The sequence below is a fragment of the Bacillus cereus group sp. BfR-BA-01522 genome (assembly GCF_022662635.1).
Taxonomy (GTDB): Bacteria; Bacillota; Bacilli; order Bacillales; family Bacillaceae_G; genus Bacillus_A; species Bacillus_A cytotoxicus.
This window is the reverse complement of record NZ_JAKUDY010000015.1, coordinates 37069-52743: the sequence shown is the minus strand read 5'-3', so window position 1 is coordinate 52743 and position 15675 is coordinate 37069. Positions and strand designations below refer to the sequence as shown.

The window sequence follows — 15675 nt, the reverse complement described above, 5'->3', positions numbered from 1 at the left end:
AACATCATGGATCGGTTTCATTATAAACGATTCATAACATCTTCTTTAATAGTAAGTAACTTTTGTTCACTATTTTGTAAAGAATCAGCTTTCACACCAAAATAAAACTTAATCTTTGGCTCTGTGCCGGACGGACGTAAACAGAACCAAGAACCATCTGTTAGTTGATATTTTAGCACATTAGATTTTGGTAATTGAATTTCTTCTTGACTTCCATCTATTAGAGATGTAATCGTACTTGCCTTATAATCTTCTACTGTTTTTACTGTTAAACCAGCCACTTCTTTTGGTGGATTTTCACGGAATGCTGTCATCATTTCTTGAATTTTCTCCGCTCCATCTTTTCCTTTTAACGTTAAAGACACAAGATCTTCGCGGAAGAAACCATACTTTTCAAATATTTCTAGTAATCCATCATACAATGTTTTCCCTTGTGATTTATAGTATGCTGCTACTTCACATGCAAATAATACAGACTGAACTGCATCTTTATCACGACAGAATGGACGAATTAAATATCCATAACTTTCTTCATATCCAAATTGGAACTCATATTGTCCGCTTTCTTCATATTGTTTAATTTTCTCACCAATAAACTTAAATCCAGTTAATGTATCAACTGTATCTAAGCCATATGCTTTTGCAATTGTACGGCCAATTTCAGACGTTACGATTGTTTTTAGTACAACACCGTTCTTTGGAAGGGTACCATTTTGTTCCTTTTGTGATAATAAATACTCAAGCATTAATGCGCCTGTTTGGTTCCCTGTTAATACTTGGAATTCTCCGTTATGATTACGAACCGCTACACCTAGGCGATCCGCGTCTGGATCCGTTGCAATTAATACGTCCGCTCCTACTTTTTCACCATCACGAATTGCCAGTTCAAATGCAGCATGTTCCTCTGGATTTGGTGATTTAACCGTAGAAAAGTTTGGATCTGGTAACTCCTGCTCTTTTACGACTGTTACATCTGTAAATCCAACTGCTTCTAAGCCTTGGCGTACTGGAATATTAGATGTTCCATGCAGTGGTGTAAAGACGATTTTTAAATCTTTCCCAACTTTCTCAACCATTTCTTTATTTATGATAACTGTTTTTAACTGCTCTACATATGCCTCATCTACTTCTGTCCCGATGATATGTAATAATCCATCCGCTTTTAATTGCTCTACATTCGCAACTTCTACCGTTAATTCATCTTCCACTTGATTTACATAACGAATTAACTCATCTGCTTCTTTTGGTGGCAATTGTCCACCATCTTCACCGTATACTTTATATCCATTATATTCGGGTGGATTATGACTTGCTGTAAGAACGATTCCACTTATTGTATGTAAATGACGTACTGCGAAAGAAAGTACTGGTGTTGGACGTAAACTTTCGAATACATATGTTGTAATGCCATGCGCCCCTAATGTTGCAGCTACTTCCATTGCAAATTCGGGCGATTTATGACGAGAATCATACGCAACAACTACGCCGCGTTTCTTCGCTTCTTCACCTAAACTCTCAATAAAGTGTGCAAGTCCTTTTGTCGCTTTTCGAACAGTATATACATTTAAACGATTCGTACCAGCCCCCAGTTCACCGCGCATACCACCGGTACCGAATTCTAAATTTTTATAGAAGCTATCTTCTATTTTCTTCTCATCTTGTTTCATATCTTCTAGCTGCTGTTTTAATTCTGCATCTAAGTTTGCATAAGAAAGCCAGCGGCTATATTCTTTTTTCCACTCCATCCTCTTATCTCCTCTCGCTTGTCATAACTTTATTATATGAAAAAAACAGCAATTATCTCAATACATTTTAAAATCTAACAGGATTTTACTTTTATAATTTGTATACACTAATGGTATATACTTCAAACAAAAAGGTGAGGCATATGAAAGAATGGGGATTATCTGAAGAATTAAAAATAGAAACAAAACAAATGATTGAAATTGTAGAATTAGAATTAGCAAGCATGAAGCAAACCATTGATGAAGATGGTGAGTGCATTTTATGCAAAATGGAAGAAATTCATCATTTACTAAGTAACGTTCAAACAATTGCAGCTTCTTACTATTTAAAAGCTTATTTATCACCATTTACCTCAAGTTATGCTCCTATCACAACAGCCATCCAACATTTAGGTGAGCGAAAACATGGAGCATTAATTGTGGTCGAAAGGAATGATTCTCTTGCTCCCCTTATTCAAACAGGAACGAAACTAAATGCTTTTTTAACTGTTCCACTACTCGAATCCATTTTTTATCCTGGGAACCCGCTTCATGACGGAGCCGTTCTTATTAAAGACGACCATATTATATCAGCAGCTAATATTCTCCCTCTAACAAAAAATTTAGAAATTGACCCTAAGCTTGGAACACGTCACCGAGCAGCAATTGGTCTGTCAGAAAAAAGCGATGCTCTCATATTAGTCGCGTCGGAAGAAACAGGCCGGACATCTTTTGCATTAAACGGCTCTTTGTATACAATTTCTTTATAGTAAGTAAAACTTTAATCAGTGGAGAATGTTTCTTTACCCACCACTAATGATGCTCCTCACCAATCTTGCTTGCCCTAAAATAATAAGATAAAAAAGGGTAGCCATTTCGCCTACCCTTCTAAGCTTCTTATTCTTCTCCAAACCGTTCAACAAGTGTTGCAAGTGTACGAACCATTACACCTGTCGCTCCTGCTGGTCCTAAATCATGTGTACTCGTTGTATCAGAAGTTCCAGCAATATCTAAATGTACCCAGGGTGTGTCTTCCGCAAATTCACCAAGAAATGTGCCGGCCATTACCGCATGTCCATCACGCCCTGGTGAGTTGTTTAAATCTGCAAATTTACTGTTACGAACACGCTCTTTATCACGTTCAAAAATCGGTAATTGCCAAATTGGTTCATCTGTTTCCATTGACGCTTCTAATACTTGTTCAAATAATGTTTCATTATTTGTCATTGCACCTGTTGTATGGTTTCCTAGCGCAACGATAACCCCTCCTGTTAAGGTTGCCACATCAACAAGATAGTTTGCACCAAGCTTCTTCGCATATGTAATTCCATCAGCTAATGCAAGGCGACCTTCTGCATCTGTATTTAATACTTCAATCGTTTTCCCGCTCATAGATGTGATAACATCATCCGGTTTAAATGCAGTTCCACTCACTACATTGTCTGTTGATGGAATAATTGCAATTACATTTTGTTCAGGGCGAAGTTCTCCGATAATTTCCATTGCACCAAGAACTGCTGCCGCACCACCCATATCACCCTTCATACCAACCATGCCATCGCGTGGTTTTAAAGAGTAACCACCTGTATCATATGTAATTCCTTTTCCAATCAACCCAATGACATCTTTCCACTCTTCTTTTCCTTTATAAATGAGGGCAATCATTTTGGGCGGTTCTGTAGAGCCTTGATTAACTGCAAGTAAAGCACCCATACCTAGTTCTTCCATTTCCTCTTTCTCTAATACTTTATAATCCATATCATATTTTTCAGCTAATTCCACTGCATATTCTGCCAGTTTTGTTGCTGTTAGCATGTTCGGAGGCATATTTACAAGCGTACGAGCTGAATTTGTAGCACGTCCATGAACATATCCAACTGTTAACGCTGCTTCAATTTCTTTTGCATCCTCTGCTGTAATAACAACAAGTTTTTCTAATTCTACATGTTCTTTTTTATCTGTTTTATATGTTTGTAATCTGTATGTACCAAGGCAATATACTTCAGCTGCAATATGCGCCACATCAATGGCATCTAACTTCTCTGTGACAAATGAGTCAAGCAAGATCGCAGCGTCTTGTATCTTTTCCGCTTGTAATGTTTTAAATGTTTTACTCAGTGAAGCACGTAATGTTTCGGTTGTATATGCTTCTTTTTTTCCAAGGCCAACAAAGTAGTAACGTTTTACATTTGTTTTCCCTAAGCTATGTACTTTTGAAATAGACTTCTTCTTTGTACTCAGTTCTTTTTCATCTAATAAACCTTGCAATTGTCCCTCAAATGCCTTGTCTAATTCTTGGACAAAACGGCTCGTTTCTTCTTCAAATAAAGCAACAATGACTGCTCCATGGCTTGCTAATTCAGTTTGTACTTGAAACATATTCAGCCCCCCTTGGTTTCTCTATTTTTTATTATAACTTTATTTTTTTGAAAATGCGATAATTCTAACTTTTCTTCCGCTTCATATATACAATAAAGGTAATTCGTATATTCTTTCAGGTATAATACCTCTGCAATTCTGAATATACACTATCACCTTGTCTACATCTAAATCCCAATGAACTGGTCGGATGGCTGTAAATATTGCTCTGCTACTTCCATCATCAAACGTGCTCCTTTTACATTTCCGTAGCTAGAAGGATACTGAGCAACTATTAATTGTAATAATCCTTTAAGAAACAGATTACTGCGCTCTTCCAACCACATTTCTTCTAACCAATCATGACATGTATCATAATCTGCTGCATTATATTTCACAAAAACTTGTAATACGCTAAAGGATACTTCTTCACTTTTCCACCCTGTTTTCTTATATTGTGAAACAGGACAAAGAAAAAAGTCTAGTGTTCATTTCACTAGACTATCTCTGTTTCAAATATTGGCCACGAAATACTTGCATCGTTTCATCTTGATTCAACATCGTTAACTCATCTTCCGTTAATTTACCATTTCCCATTTTTACAACATATACATTTACCTTTTTCTTTCCCCATTGGCTGTATACATCCTGAACAGTTTCATAATATAAATCCAGCCTATTTCCCTTTATAGCGCCACCTTTATCCGCTACAACGCCGTATCCATACCCTGGAATAAATAAAATTGTTCCAATAGGAAATACTCGTAAATCTGCTGCGATTGTAGAATATAAATCCCTTTTCACTTTGACCCCTGAATATGTAATTCCATACTCTGGGTGTTTAGGGCTTTTTCCTGTTGATTCAGCACCTGACGTATATCCAGTTGCCGTTACTTCCATCATACGATATTTAGACCAGTCATTTGCCTGTTCTAAAGCATTTATTACTTCTTTACTTGGAACAACTTGCTCTTTTCTTTCTGCCGCATGCACTTCTTTTACATTGCTTTCTTGATATGTTTTGACAATGTCCATAAAAGAAATTCCTGTGAATGCCTTCCATGTTACACATAACGCTGTCACAAATAAACAAGTCATCATAATGCGAATAGCATATCGTTTTAACATTTTTATATTCCACACTCCTTCATCATTAGTCATTCCCGATACGATAAAGAAATATGCAAAAAAAAAATCTCCAAACAAATTGGAGATCAAAACATTTGATAGCCACTTTTTCGAAGCTTCTTAATTACAATGCCAGCCAAAATTGCTCCTATGAATCCTGTTGATAAAATAAATAGGTCTGCTTGTCCAAGATGAGATACCCTTGTTCCAACTGAAGAAAATGTTTCTGATGGCTTTGAAAAATAGTCCCAAATGCTTGCTTTATTAACGATGAACATGCAAATGATTGGATAAATCATAACCATTATCCACGTAGCACGTAAAATCATGTTAAGTAAAAATCCAATTCCAAAAAACAAAATAAAAAACAACATCATTGAAATAAGGAGTACTGGTATACTCAATTGTTCTCGCCCCCCTTTTCCCCCGCCGTAAATACATGATACGCTGTATATCCGAATTGCTTTCCTGGATTGAGTGTCATATCCATCTCAAGAATTGGTCCTATATTTCCCTCTAATAAATATCGAATTAATATGGAAGTATTTTGGTCATATGCGATATCTTTTGGGTGTAAAAATGCCACTTCCGACAATTCTTCTTCTTGAACCGTAATCTCTTCCCCTTCTGGTTCCAATAGAAAAATAATCATATTATCACTAATTTCATCATGAATAACACCGGAACGAATACCAATTACGCCTTTCACGTGTGCCGTAATACCTGTCTCTTCTAAAACTTCTCGTTTCACAGCTTCATCAATTGTTTCTCCTTCATTAACAAAGCCCGCTGGTAATGACCATTTCCCTTTTAATCCACTATATTTTTTCTTAACAAACAGCCATCTTCCATCATTTGTCACTACTAGTCCACTTACAGCTAACCAAACTTTCCCACGCTTCTCCATGATGTAAAACCCCTTCCGCTTAAACGAGCAGAATATTCATTCTTTTCTATTTATTATACTACATTTTTCAGTGAGAATAATATAAGTCTTCCTTTTCTTATTCAAATTTTCCATATATTTGATTTAATGTTAATATAGAGAAGTCCTTTCCTGAGGAAAGATCTTGAATCCCCTCAAAAATTCTTCCTTGTATACTACAACATACCTATTCATTTGGAAAAGGAGTAAAAAACAAATGAGAAATCGATCAAAAAAATCCAGTATTGTATTTGTTACACTCGTTTCTGCTTTCTTCTTCTGCTCTGTCCTAGTTGTTTCTTCTCTTTCGCCACTTGCTGATTTTGGACCGAATGCAAATCAGTTTAACTCTTTAGGCATGTGGAAATCCATCGGCACGATTTTACTATTTTATAGCGTACCTCTACTTCTTTATATAGCAGGAATACGTGCAATACGATTCATCATGGCTATTCTTTGTGGCATGGGAATATTCATCAATCTTGTAATACTTGCAGTCGTATATATGATCATACATACAAGTGACTATCATGCCTACTCTTTCTTAGGAGTCATCATCGCTTGCATGGCGTTAATCATCACAAATATCATTTGGTTTTTTGTTGCTTTTCGCTCAAAAAGAAATTCTACTTATACGCTAAATGCAAATTGAAATGGCAGTAAAAAAGCAGAAACGGCTAGCCGTTTCTGCTTTTTTACTATATATTAAAAGAACTTCAATTTCCCTTTTTTCAGAACTAATAAAGGTCCACCAAGTAGGAATAAGTAACGGTTATCAATTACTTTCTTCATGAAAGAAGCTTTCCAGCCCGTTAATTTTTTCCCCATCACGACACCCATTGCATCGTCATGTCCTAATGAACATACAGATCCTTTATTATCAAATACGAACTTTTTCATTTCGCCTTTTCCACGAATTAATACAGATAAATTGTGGGCAATATTGTAACCTTGTTGAATTGCAATTTGTGCTGTCGGTGGATATGGACGGTTAATTTCTTCATTGATGATTAATGCTGCGTCACCAACCATGAATACATTTTCTTGACCTGGAGCACGCATAAATTCATCGACCTTTACGCGACCGCGCATCGCTTCAAATCCAGACTCTTCTACAATACCATTACCACGAACACCTGCAGCCCAAACAACAGTTTCAGATTTAATTAATTCTACATCATCACCGTTTGCAACAAGAATACCTTCTTCAGTTGCTTCTTTAATTGCTGTACCGATGCGAAATTCTACGCCTTTTTTCTCTAGCTGTTTTACAGCGTATTCAACTAATTCTGGGTCAAAACCTGGAAGCGCTGTTGGAGCAGCTTCTACACAGATGATACGTACTTTCTCACGTGGAACATCATATTCTTTGCACAGTTCAGGAATTCGATTAGCCAGTTCTCCTACATACTCGATGCCTGTGAATCCTGCGCCACCTACAACGATTGTTACTAATTCATCGCGTTTTTCAGTCGCATATTGCGCGAATTTATATTCCATATGCTCACGAATTTGACGAGTGGTATTAATGTTAGTAATAGAGAATGCATGCTCTTTCAACCCTTTGATACCAAATGTTTCAGACTCGAAGCCTAGACCGATGACTAAGTAATCATACTTTAACTCGCTATTTTTTAAAATTACACGTTTTTCAGCCGCTTTAATTTCTACAACTGTATCTTGCACAAAGTTTACTTTATTTGTATCAATAACGTCTTGAATATCTAGACGGACTTTATCATGATGTAAAGTACCAGCTGCACTTTCATGTAACCAAGTTGTTTGGTAGTGATAGCTGTTGTTATTTACTAGCGTAATTTCAGCTTCACTTGCAGATAATGTTTTTTGTAGGCGAACAGTCGTAATCATCCCACCATAACCTGCGCCTAAAACTACGATTTTTGGAGTTTTCACTGAATCACAACCCTTTTCTTTTATATACTCGCAATAAGCGATAACACCTAATTTGTCAAGAATGTGGAATTTATCACATTCTCATTCATAACAAAACGTATTCAAAAATTCGTACGAAATTTGTCATAAAAAATTAACATAATACTTCCCTATATTATTCGGTTTTATTTCAGAATTCAAGCACCTAGAGAATTATCAATATTTTAAAATAACATAGCGTTTTCAAGGGTTTCTCCCCCTCTTTTTCATGTATTTTCCTATTTGTATATTTTATACATTTCTAATTAATCTATGCAGAAGCTTACAAACAATTCAGTCGCTTTCTTACGTATTAGGAACAAAAATATGCTATCATTTATGTTAACTTACAGTCCTTTGCAGGATTTCCGTATACATATGAACAATATATGGAATCAATATCCAAATTCCATCTATAGGGGGAATAAATAATGACAGAAAATCAAAATGTGTACGATATAACAATTATTGGTGGTGGTCCAACCGGACTATTTACAGCATTTTATGGCGGGATGCGACAGGCAAGTGTAAAAATTATTGAAAGCCTACCGCAACTTGGAGGACAATTGTCCGCACTATACCCTGAAAAATATATTTATGACGTTGCAGGATTCCCAAAAGTACGTGCGCAAGAGTTAGTGGACAATTTAAAAGAACAAATGAAAAAATTTGATCCTACCATTTGCTTAGAAGAAGCAGTGGAAACTCTTGAAAAGCAAGCTGATGGCGTGTTTAAACTCGTAACAAATAAACAAACACACTACTCTAAATCTGTCATTATTACAGCTGGTAATGGTGCTTTCCAACCACGCCGCTTAGAATTAGATGGTGCACAGAAATTTGAAAAGAAAAACTTGCACTATTTCGTTGATGACATGAATAAATTTGCCAGAAAACGCGTTGTTGTATTTGGCGGTGGTGACTCTGCAGTAGACTGGACATTAATGTTAGAACCAATCGCTGAGCAAGTAACCATTATTCATCGTCGTGATAAATTCCGTGCTCATGAACATAGTGTAGAAAACCTAATAAATTCTCGGGCAGATATAAAAACACCTTATGTTCCAGTAGAACTAATCGGTGAAGAGCAGATTGAACAAGTTGTTTTGCAACATGTCAAAACAGAAGAAAAAGTCGTCATTGATGTTGATGATGTCATCGTAAATTATGGTTTCGTCTCTTCCCTTGGTCCCATTAAAAACTGGGGCTTAAACATTCAAAAAAACAGCATCGTTGTAAATTCGAAAATGGAAACAAATATTCCAGGTATTTATGCAGCAGGAGATGTTTGTACATATGAAGGAAAAGTAAAACTAATTGCATGTGGTTTTGGCGAAGCACCAACAGCAGTAAATAATGCAAAAGCTTACTTTGACCCAAGTGCAAAATTACAACCAATGCATAGCTCTAGTATGTTTTAACGTATAAATAAAAAAGAGGTGCAATTTCTCGTGTAGAAATCGCACCTCTTTTTTATTACATGCAGATAAAATCCGAAAAATTCTGTTTTTTTAATAACATATTTTATTTTTAACCTCCAGCGTACATGCATAAGGTATAATTTATATAATCACTCAAATTGGGATGGGAGAGAGATCATATGGAAGTACAAACGGAAATATATTGAGCAGCTACGAAAGGAACGTTAGAACATCATTTTTCAGATATGATTGCCATTCCTCTTGTTTTAGTTGGAGGAATAGTACTTTCTATCCAATTGTGGTAGAAAACCAAATTAAAAGGGATGATAGTAATGGTCATCACTTTTGGGCTTATCACCTTCACATTGATATAATTGTTACCTGCCATATTTTTCCCTCGTATAAGGTTGCAAGGAAAATACATATTACTTTTCAGCATTTTTCACATACTAAAACTATTACAACCACATACATTTACGAGGTGAGATAGATGAATGGAAATAAAATATTAGCTGCGCTTTCGTATTGGAGCGTTTTCTTTGCTCCCATTATATTCCCTATCATTATTTGGATAATTGGTGAAAACGAAACGAAGATTCATGCAAAAAAAGCGCTTTGGACTCATATTATTCCAGGGATTACAGCTTTTTTAGGAATGATTATAATCGGGATGTTAGGAATTACTTCTAATCAACCTGACATAACACTTGGTATCGGTTCAATTATCATTATAGGAATTTGCGGAATCATTAGCATATATTTCTTTATTTGGAATATTGTAAAGGGAATTCAAGTGCTGAAATCTTGAAAAGAGAACCATCAGACACCTCATAATGAGAGTAGATCTGATGGTTCTTCCCCTTCTTATCTTTAAAAATATACTGGGCAAATCTGTTATTATTGTCTACAATGAAAAAGTGTAGTATGGAAATATTCAAAACTACATAAAGGAATATTCCCATAAAGGATTATTTTTTAATCAAAGGATGTTTTCTTCGTTTATTTTACTTTTTAGGTTTATTACCTAAACATAGCGGTTAAAACAAATGTTAATAGAAATTTTATACTGCTTCAAATTTGTGACATAGAAAGGATGCAATATGGAGGAATTACAACGAAACAAGTCTGTTTTAGAAGAAAATGGGAATCCATTATTAAAAAATACAAATTTCCTTTTCCTCTGGGCAGCTACTCTTTTTTCAAGTTTTGCATTAGCCTTTTTTACCTTTTCTCAAACATGGTACATCGCGAAAACATTAAATCTCGAAGCTTCCCTCGGTGTTGTCTTTGTTGCACTTAGCGTCCCAAGACTAATCTTTATGATTGTAGGAGGAGCTGTGGCAGACAAATTTCCGAAAAAAAATATTATGTTTTACTCCAATATCGTTCGTGCTATTATTGTAGCAACCATCTTAACTTGGTTTGTCATCGGTGACGTAACCTTATATACATTTGCTTTCTTCGCTTTATTCTTTGGACTAGCAGATGCTTTTTTCTGGTCCGCAGACGGATCCATTTTACCTGAACTTGTTGAAAAACAGCGCTTAACACAAGCAAACTCACTAACCCAAATGACAAACCAAGCATCTGTTATTTTAGGACCTGTACTCGGTGGCATCCTGATTAAATTTAGTAATTATGAAACGATTTTTACCATTACAATTCTTTTACTTATTATAGCCGCTATACTTGTCCAAAAAATACAATCTACCGTGCAAGAACAATCAGATTCAAATAAAGGGATGTTTACATCTATTAAAGAAGGAATTTTATATGTAAGAAAATCGCCATTTCTGTCCACATTCTTAATTTGTAGCGCCTTTTTAAATTTATTTTTAATCGGCCCTATGCAAGTTGGATTTCCATTGTTTATCAAAAATGTATTGCACGGCGATTCTCTTCAATTTAGTTATTTAGAAGCATCCGTTGGAGGCGGAATGGCAATTGGAGCTATTATCGTTGGCCTGAAAAATATTAGTCGAAGACGGGGCCTATTTTGTATTATCATGATGCTTTTATCTGGCGTATTCTTCTTATCGATTAACTTTAGTACAACACTGTGGCAAGCATTGTTAGCTGGCGCATTTTACGGAATTACGATTGCTATGGCAATTGTTCCTTTAATGGCAATGATTCAATCTACTGTTAAAGAAGAAATGATGGGGCGCGTAATGAGCTTACTCATGCTTTCATCAATGGGATTCATTCCAATTTCTTATGCTCTTACATCCCTTGCACTCGCTGCCGGTATTCCAATCGTTACCATTATGAAAAGCGGCGCGATTGCGGTCATTCTCTTTGTATTATTCGTTGCCATTCGCGTTCCCGTTGTACGAAAATTTGATTGATGAACAAAAGGGTCATGTATAATGCATGACTCTGTTGTTCGTTGTGTCGTACACTAAGCATTTATCCTTTTAAGAACTGAGGTAGAAAAACATGATTGTAATTAGCGCTTGTTTAGCTGGTATCGCTTGCCGTTACGACGGCAATGATAATCTTGTTTCTAAAATAGATGAGTTATTACAAAAAGAAGACACCGTTCTTGTCTGTCCAGAAGTACTAGGCGGATTACCAACTCCGCGCCCACCAGCAGAAATCATTGGTGGCAATGGAGATGACGTGCTAGATGGAAAGGCAAGAGTGCAAGATAAAAACGGAAACGATGTGACAGATGCCTTTATACAAGGCGCTTATAAAGCTTTAGAAACAATAAAAGATTTAAACCCCGCGTACATTATTTTAAAAGAGCGCAGCCCTTCTTGCGGTAGTTCTACAATTTATACAGGAGAATTTAATGGAAAGAAACAAGCTGGATATGGCGTTACAACAGCACTCTTTCGACGACATGGATTTACAGTTATTTCAGAAGAAGAATTTGCACACAAAAAAAGGAGTTGACCGAAAAAGCCAACTCCTTCTTTATTATTTTACACCTAATTTTTCTTTCACTTTTGCAGGAAGCTCATCCTTCTGTACTTCCTCCCAAGCTGTTACCCCTTTTTTATCGGAGTAATAAATGCGAAGAAATGCTTCTTTGCGAAGATTTTTCTGCGCAGTAAATTCCATTGTTTTTTCCTTTCCTTCTTCATCAAATCCTGCTAATTTATATTGATAATCTGTATATCTTGTACCATCATCCGCTTTTCCTTCATATACTTTTCCATCCACTGTAATTTGAACATAGTACGTATCTTTCCCCATACGATTCAAATCACAACCAACTAAAACACTAGCAAATACGATTAAAATACTAAAAAGTGCAATATATCGTTTCACGTGATTCACCTCATTTTTTATTATATCGATATCATAAACTTATATAATAAAAAAAGAAATTCATAAACGTGACATAAATATTACACTTTTGTAAGATATCAAAAAGAACCTTCTCTTTTTTTGGATGAGAAGGTTCTAATTTATTAGCATTCCTCCGGCGTACCAGCATTCGTCGCTGTACGGAAAGAAGACCCGCAGCCGCATGATGCGATTGCGTTTGGATTGTCGATTGTAAATCCGCCGCCAAGCATCGATTGCTTATAATCAATTTTTACTCCTTTTACAATCAGAGCACTTTCTTTATCAATAACAAATTCAACACCATGAAATTCAAGAACTGTGTCGTCTTCATTTGGTTCTCTTTCAAATCCTAAACCGTAAGAAAGACCGCTACATCCTCCGCCATGAACGGCAAAGCGAACATATCTTTCCCCATCTTCAGCATCTTTTAACATATCCTTAATTTGAAATGCTGCTTGTTGTGTTACAGTAATCATAAAATCCACCTTCCTTTCTTATTCTATTATACATCTTTATGCTTCTATCTTGTACTCATACACTCCGTGACAAATCACTTCTGCTGGTCCTTTCATCATTACAGTTCCTTCTTCTGTCCACGTAATCATTAAGTCACCGCCAGCTAAATGAACCGTAATTTCTTTACCGCGTTCCATTTTTCCATTTAAGATTGCTGCTACAACAGATGCACACGCTCCCGTTCCACATGCTTGCGTTACACCTGATCCACGTTCCCATACGCGGAAATTCATCTCTGTTTCATTCAAAATTTCAATGAACTCAACATTTACCCGTTCTGGAAACATTTCATGATTCTCAAGTACAGGTCCCAGTGTTGTAAGAGGTGCCTTTTCTACATCATCAACAAAAATTACAGCATGTGGATTTCCCATAGAAACTGCTGTAAATGCATAACGTTGATTATGAAATAGAAAGTCCTCACGAATAAACGGCGTTTCTCCTTCTCCAAGCATCGGTAACTCCGCACGTGTTAAACGAGGTGCCCCCATATCAATTTTAACGAGTGTAACAATATCATTCTCGACTGTTACCTCAGCTGTTACAATACCAGCTAATGTTTCAATCGTAAAAATCGTTTCTTCTACTAATTTATGCTCATATGCATATTTCGCTACACAGCGAAGCCCATTTCCACAACTCTTTCCCTCTGAGCCATCATTATTAAACATACGCATTTTTACTGGTGCTACTTCAGATGGACAAATTAAAATCATTCCATCAGCCCCAATGCCGGTATTTCTGTTCGAAACTTTTTCTGCTACAAGAGCTAGTTCTTCCTCTGGAATATGTTCTTCAAACATATTTACATATATATAGCTATTTCCAAGACCATGCATTTTTGTAAAAGAAAATTGGCTCATTCTGATTCACTCCAAAAATAATTTATTATTTTAAGTATAAAATGCATGCTTTTGGAACACAATATGAATGTCCCCCGTTTCTCATATTTGACAACGTTTTGGCGACTTCCTTATCGAAGTCGTTCTTACACGAATTGTGTAAGAAAAAGCCCTTCTTAAAAGGGCCTTTTTTATTTCATGCAAACATCCCTGCAATTGCAGCGCTCAATAAATTTGCTAATGTACCAGCTATGATAGACTTCACACCAAATTTAGCAATGTCGCCTCGCCGATTCGGTGCCATCCCACCAAGACCACCAAGTAAAATGGCTACGGAAGAAAGGTTGGCAAATCCGCACAATGCGAATGTAATCATCGCTGTTGTTTTCTCTGAAAGCTTTCCCATTTGCGGAGCAAAGTCCGTAAACGCCACAAACTCATTTAAAATTAATTTTTCCCCAATAAACCCTCCTGCGGTAATTGCTTCTGTCCACGGTACCCCAATAGCAAACGCAAGTGGCGAAAAAATATATCCCAATATAAGTTGTAATGATAAATTAGAATAACCGAACAGACCGCCGATTCCACCTACAATTCCATTTAAAAGAGCAATGACAGCAATAAAAGCAATCAGCATTGCGCCTACATTTAAAGCGAGTGATAATCCATCAGCTGCCCCGCGTGCTGCTGCATCAATTACGTTAGTTGGCTTTTTACGCTCATCTTTTTCATCCTCTTTCGAAATCGTGCACACTTCTTTCTTTTCTGTTTCGGGGAACAATAATTTTGCCATAATAAGCCCAGCTGGCGCTGCCATTACGCTTGCTGCTAATAAAAATTTAAGCGGCACACCTAGTGCAGCATATCCAAATAGAGTTGAGCCTGATACTGACGCTAATCCCCCAACCATTACAGCAAATAGTTCGGACTTCGTTAAATGCGGCATATACGGACGAATGACAAGCGGCGCTTCCGTCTGTCCTAAAAAAATATTTGCCGCTGCAGATAATGATTCTGATTGACTTGTTCCTAATAGCTTTGCTAAAGCTCCTCCAATACTCCGAACCATCCATTGCATAATTCCCAAGTGATATAAAATCGCAATAACTGAAGATAGAAAAATTAAAATTGGGAGTACACGAAACGCAAAAACAAATCCCGCCATTTTCGTTGGATCTCCTAAATTACCAAATAAAAATAATATTCCAGCATTCGCAAAATCCATGATTCTTTGAACAAACTGTGTTACTTTCTCTAATACACTTCGACCAAAGTCCCACTCTAGCACGATAAAACCAAACAATACTTGAATCGCAAGTCCACCAAATACAGTACGCAATGAGATTGCACGTTTGTTATTTGAAAGCAAATATCCAATAAAAAGAATAACGATAATGCCAATTACTCCCCAAATAATATTCATTTTGTCACCTCACAGCTTCAAATTCTTTGTTAGCATTTCCTCCAAATAAATTTTTACTCCTCATGAAATAAGTGACAAAACAAAAGGTGTTACATCGCTGTAACAC

General features: G+C 36.4%; 17 protein-coding genes. 6 read left to right on the top strand and 11 right to left on the bottom strand.

Going from position 1 to position 15675, the window contains the following annotated elements; genetic code table 11:
* Positions 1-20: 20 nt before the first annotated feature.
* Positions 21-1745 (bottom strand): phospho-sugar mutase, encoded by a 1725-nt coding sequence (locus MR059_RS18005; RefSeq protein WP_012095984.1) that lies wholly within the window; start codon positions 1743-1745, stop codon positions 21-23.
* 143 nt (positions 1746-1888) lie between these two features.
* Here MR059_RS18005 and cdaS point away from each other — a divergent pair, with 143 nt between their 5' ends.
* Positions 1889-2494 (top strand): sporulation-specific diadenylate cyclase CdaS, encoded by a 606-nt coding sequence (gene cdaS, locus MR059_RS18000; RefSeq protein WP_087095497.1) that lies wholly within the window; start codon positions 1889-1891, stop codon positions 2492-2494.
* A gap of 127 nt (positions 2495-2621) precedes the next feature.
* Here cdaS and MR059_RS17995 read toward each other — a convergent pair whose 3' ends face one another.
* The 5 genes from MR059_RS17995 to MR059_RS17975 all read right to left on the bottom strand — a co-directional run bounded on the left by MR059_RS17995 (position 2622) and on the right by MR059_RS17975 (position 6117).
* Complete coding sequence (locus MR059_RS17995) at positions 2622-4103, bottom strand: leucyl aminopeptidase (RefSeq protein ID WP_087095498.1); 1482 nt, start codon at positions 4101-4103, stop codon at positions 2622-2624.
* A 167-nt stretch (positions 4104-4270) separates the two neighbouring features.
* The gene (locus MR059_RS17990) at positions 4271-4480 is read right to left on the bottom strand and encodes a DUF309 domain-containing protein (RefSeq protein WP_239430991.1); all 210 of its coding nucleotides are present in this window, start codon (positions 4478-4480) and stop codon (positions 4271-4273) included.
* Between the two features lie 103 nt (positions 4481-4583).
* On the bottom strand, positions 4584-5210 hold the full coding sequence (locus tag MR059_RS17985) for a 3D domain-containing protein (protein WP_142288789.1): 627 nt from the start codon (positions 5208-5210) through the stop codon (positions 4584-4586).
* A gap of 86 nt (positions 5211-5296) precedes the next feature.
* Positions 5297-5614 (bottom strand): YuiB family protein, encoded by a 318-nt coding sequence (locus MR059_RS17980; RefSeq protein WP_087095500.1) that lies wholly within the window; start codon positions 5612-5614, stop codon positions 5297-5299.
* Positions 5611-6117, bottom strand: a complete 507-nt coding sequence (locus tag MR059_RS17975; protein WP_012095990.1) for an NUDIX hydrolase — start codon at positions 6115-6117, stop codon at positions 5611-5613. Before MR059_RS17975 ends, MR059_RS17980 begins: the two co-directional genes overlap by 4 nt.
* A gap of 235 nt (positions 6118-6352) precedes the next feature.
* Here MR059_RS17975 and MR059_RS17970 point away from each other — a divergent pair, with 235 nt between their 5' ends.
* The gene (locus tag MR059_RS17970; RefSeq protein ID WP_087095501.1) at positions 6353-6787 is read left to right on the top strand and encodes a DUF5391 family protein; all 435 of its coding nucleotides are present in this window, start codon (positions 6353-6355) and stop codon (positions 6785-6787) included.
* A 53-nt stretch (positions 6788-6840) separates the two neighbouring features.
* Here MR059_RS17970 and MR059_RS17965 read toward each other — a convergent pair whose 3' ends face one another.
* Positions 6841-8049 (bottom strand): NAD(P)/FAD-dependent oxidoreductase, encoded by a 1209-nt coding sequence (locus MR059_RS17965; RefSeq protein ID WP_012095992.1) that lies wholly within the window; start codon positions 8047-8049, stop codon positions 6841-6843.
* Between the two features lie 449 nt (positions 8050-8498).
* Here MR059_RS17965 and MR059_RS17960 point away from each other — a divergent pair, with 449 nt between their 5' ends.
* From MR059_RS17960 to MR059_RS17945, 4 genes are all read left to right on the top strand, one after another.
* Entirely contained in the window at positions 8499-9488 is a 990-nt protein-coding gene (locus MR059_RS17960) for an NAD(P)/FAD-dependent oxidoreductase (RefSeq protein ID WP_012095993.1), read from the top strand.
* 490 nt (positions 9489-9978) lie between these two features.
* Positions 9979-10296, top strand: coding sequence for a magnetosome magnetite crystal formation protein family (locus MR059_RS17955; RefSeq protein WP_012095994.1), 318 nt, complete (start codon positions 9979-9981; stop codon positions 10294-10296).
* A 292-nt stretch (positions 10297-10588) separates the two neighbouring features.
* A complete protein-coding gene (locus MR059_RS17950; protein ID WP_012095995.1) occupies positions 10589-11836 on the top strand; it encodes an MFS transporter in 1248 nt (415 codons plus the stop codon).
* Between the two features lie 91 nt (positions 11837-11927).
* On the top strand, positions 11928-12389 hold the full coding sequence (locus MR059_RS17945; RefSeq protein ID WP_242161925.1) for a 2-thiouracil desulfurase family protein: 462 nt from the start codon (positions 11928-11930) through the stop codon (positions 12387-12389).
* 24 nt (positions 12390-12413) lie between these two features.
* Here MR059_RS17945 and MR059_RS17940 read toward each other — a convergent pair whose 3' ends face one another.
* The 4 genes from MR059_RS17940 to MR059_RS17925 form a co-directional block, all read right to left on the bottom strand.
* Positions 12414-12767 (bottom strand): YxeA family protein, encoded by a 354-nt coding sequence (locus MR059_RS17940; RefSeq protein WP_012095997.1) that lies wholly within the window; start codon positions 12765-12767, stop codon positions 12414-12416.
* Positions 12768-12910: 143 nt separating this feature from the next.
* Complete coding sequence (locus MR059_RS17935) at positions 12911-13264, bottom strand: HesB/IscA family protein (RefSeq protein WP_087099304.1); 354 nt, start codon at positions 13262-13264, stop codon at positions 12911-12913.
* Positions 13265-13300: 36 nt separating this feature from the next.
* On the bottom strand, positions 13301-14167 hold the full coding sequence (gene dapF, locus MR059_RS17930; RefSeq protein ID WP_012095999.1) for a diaminopimelate epimerase: 867 nt from the start codon (positions 14165-14167) through the stop codon (positions 13301-13303).
* Between the two features lie 175 nt (positions 14168-14342).
* Entirely contained in the window at positions 14343-15569 is a 1227-nt protein-coding gene (locus tag MR059_RS17925; RefSeq protein WP_012096000.1) for a NupC/NupG family nucleoside CNT transporter, read from the bottom strand.
* Positions 15570-15675 lie beyond the last annotated feature (106 nt).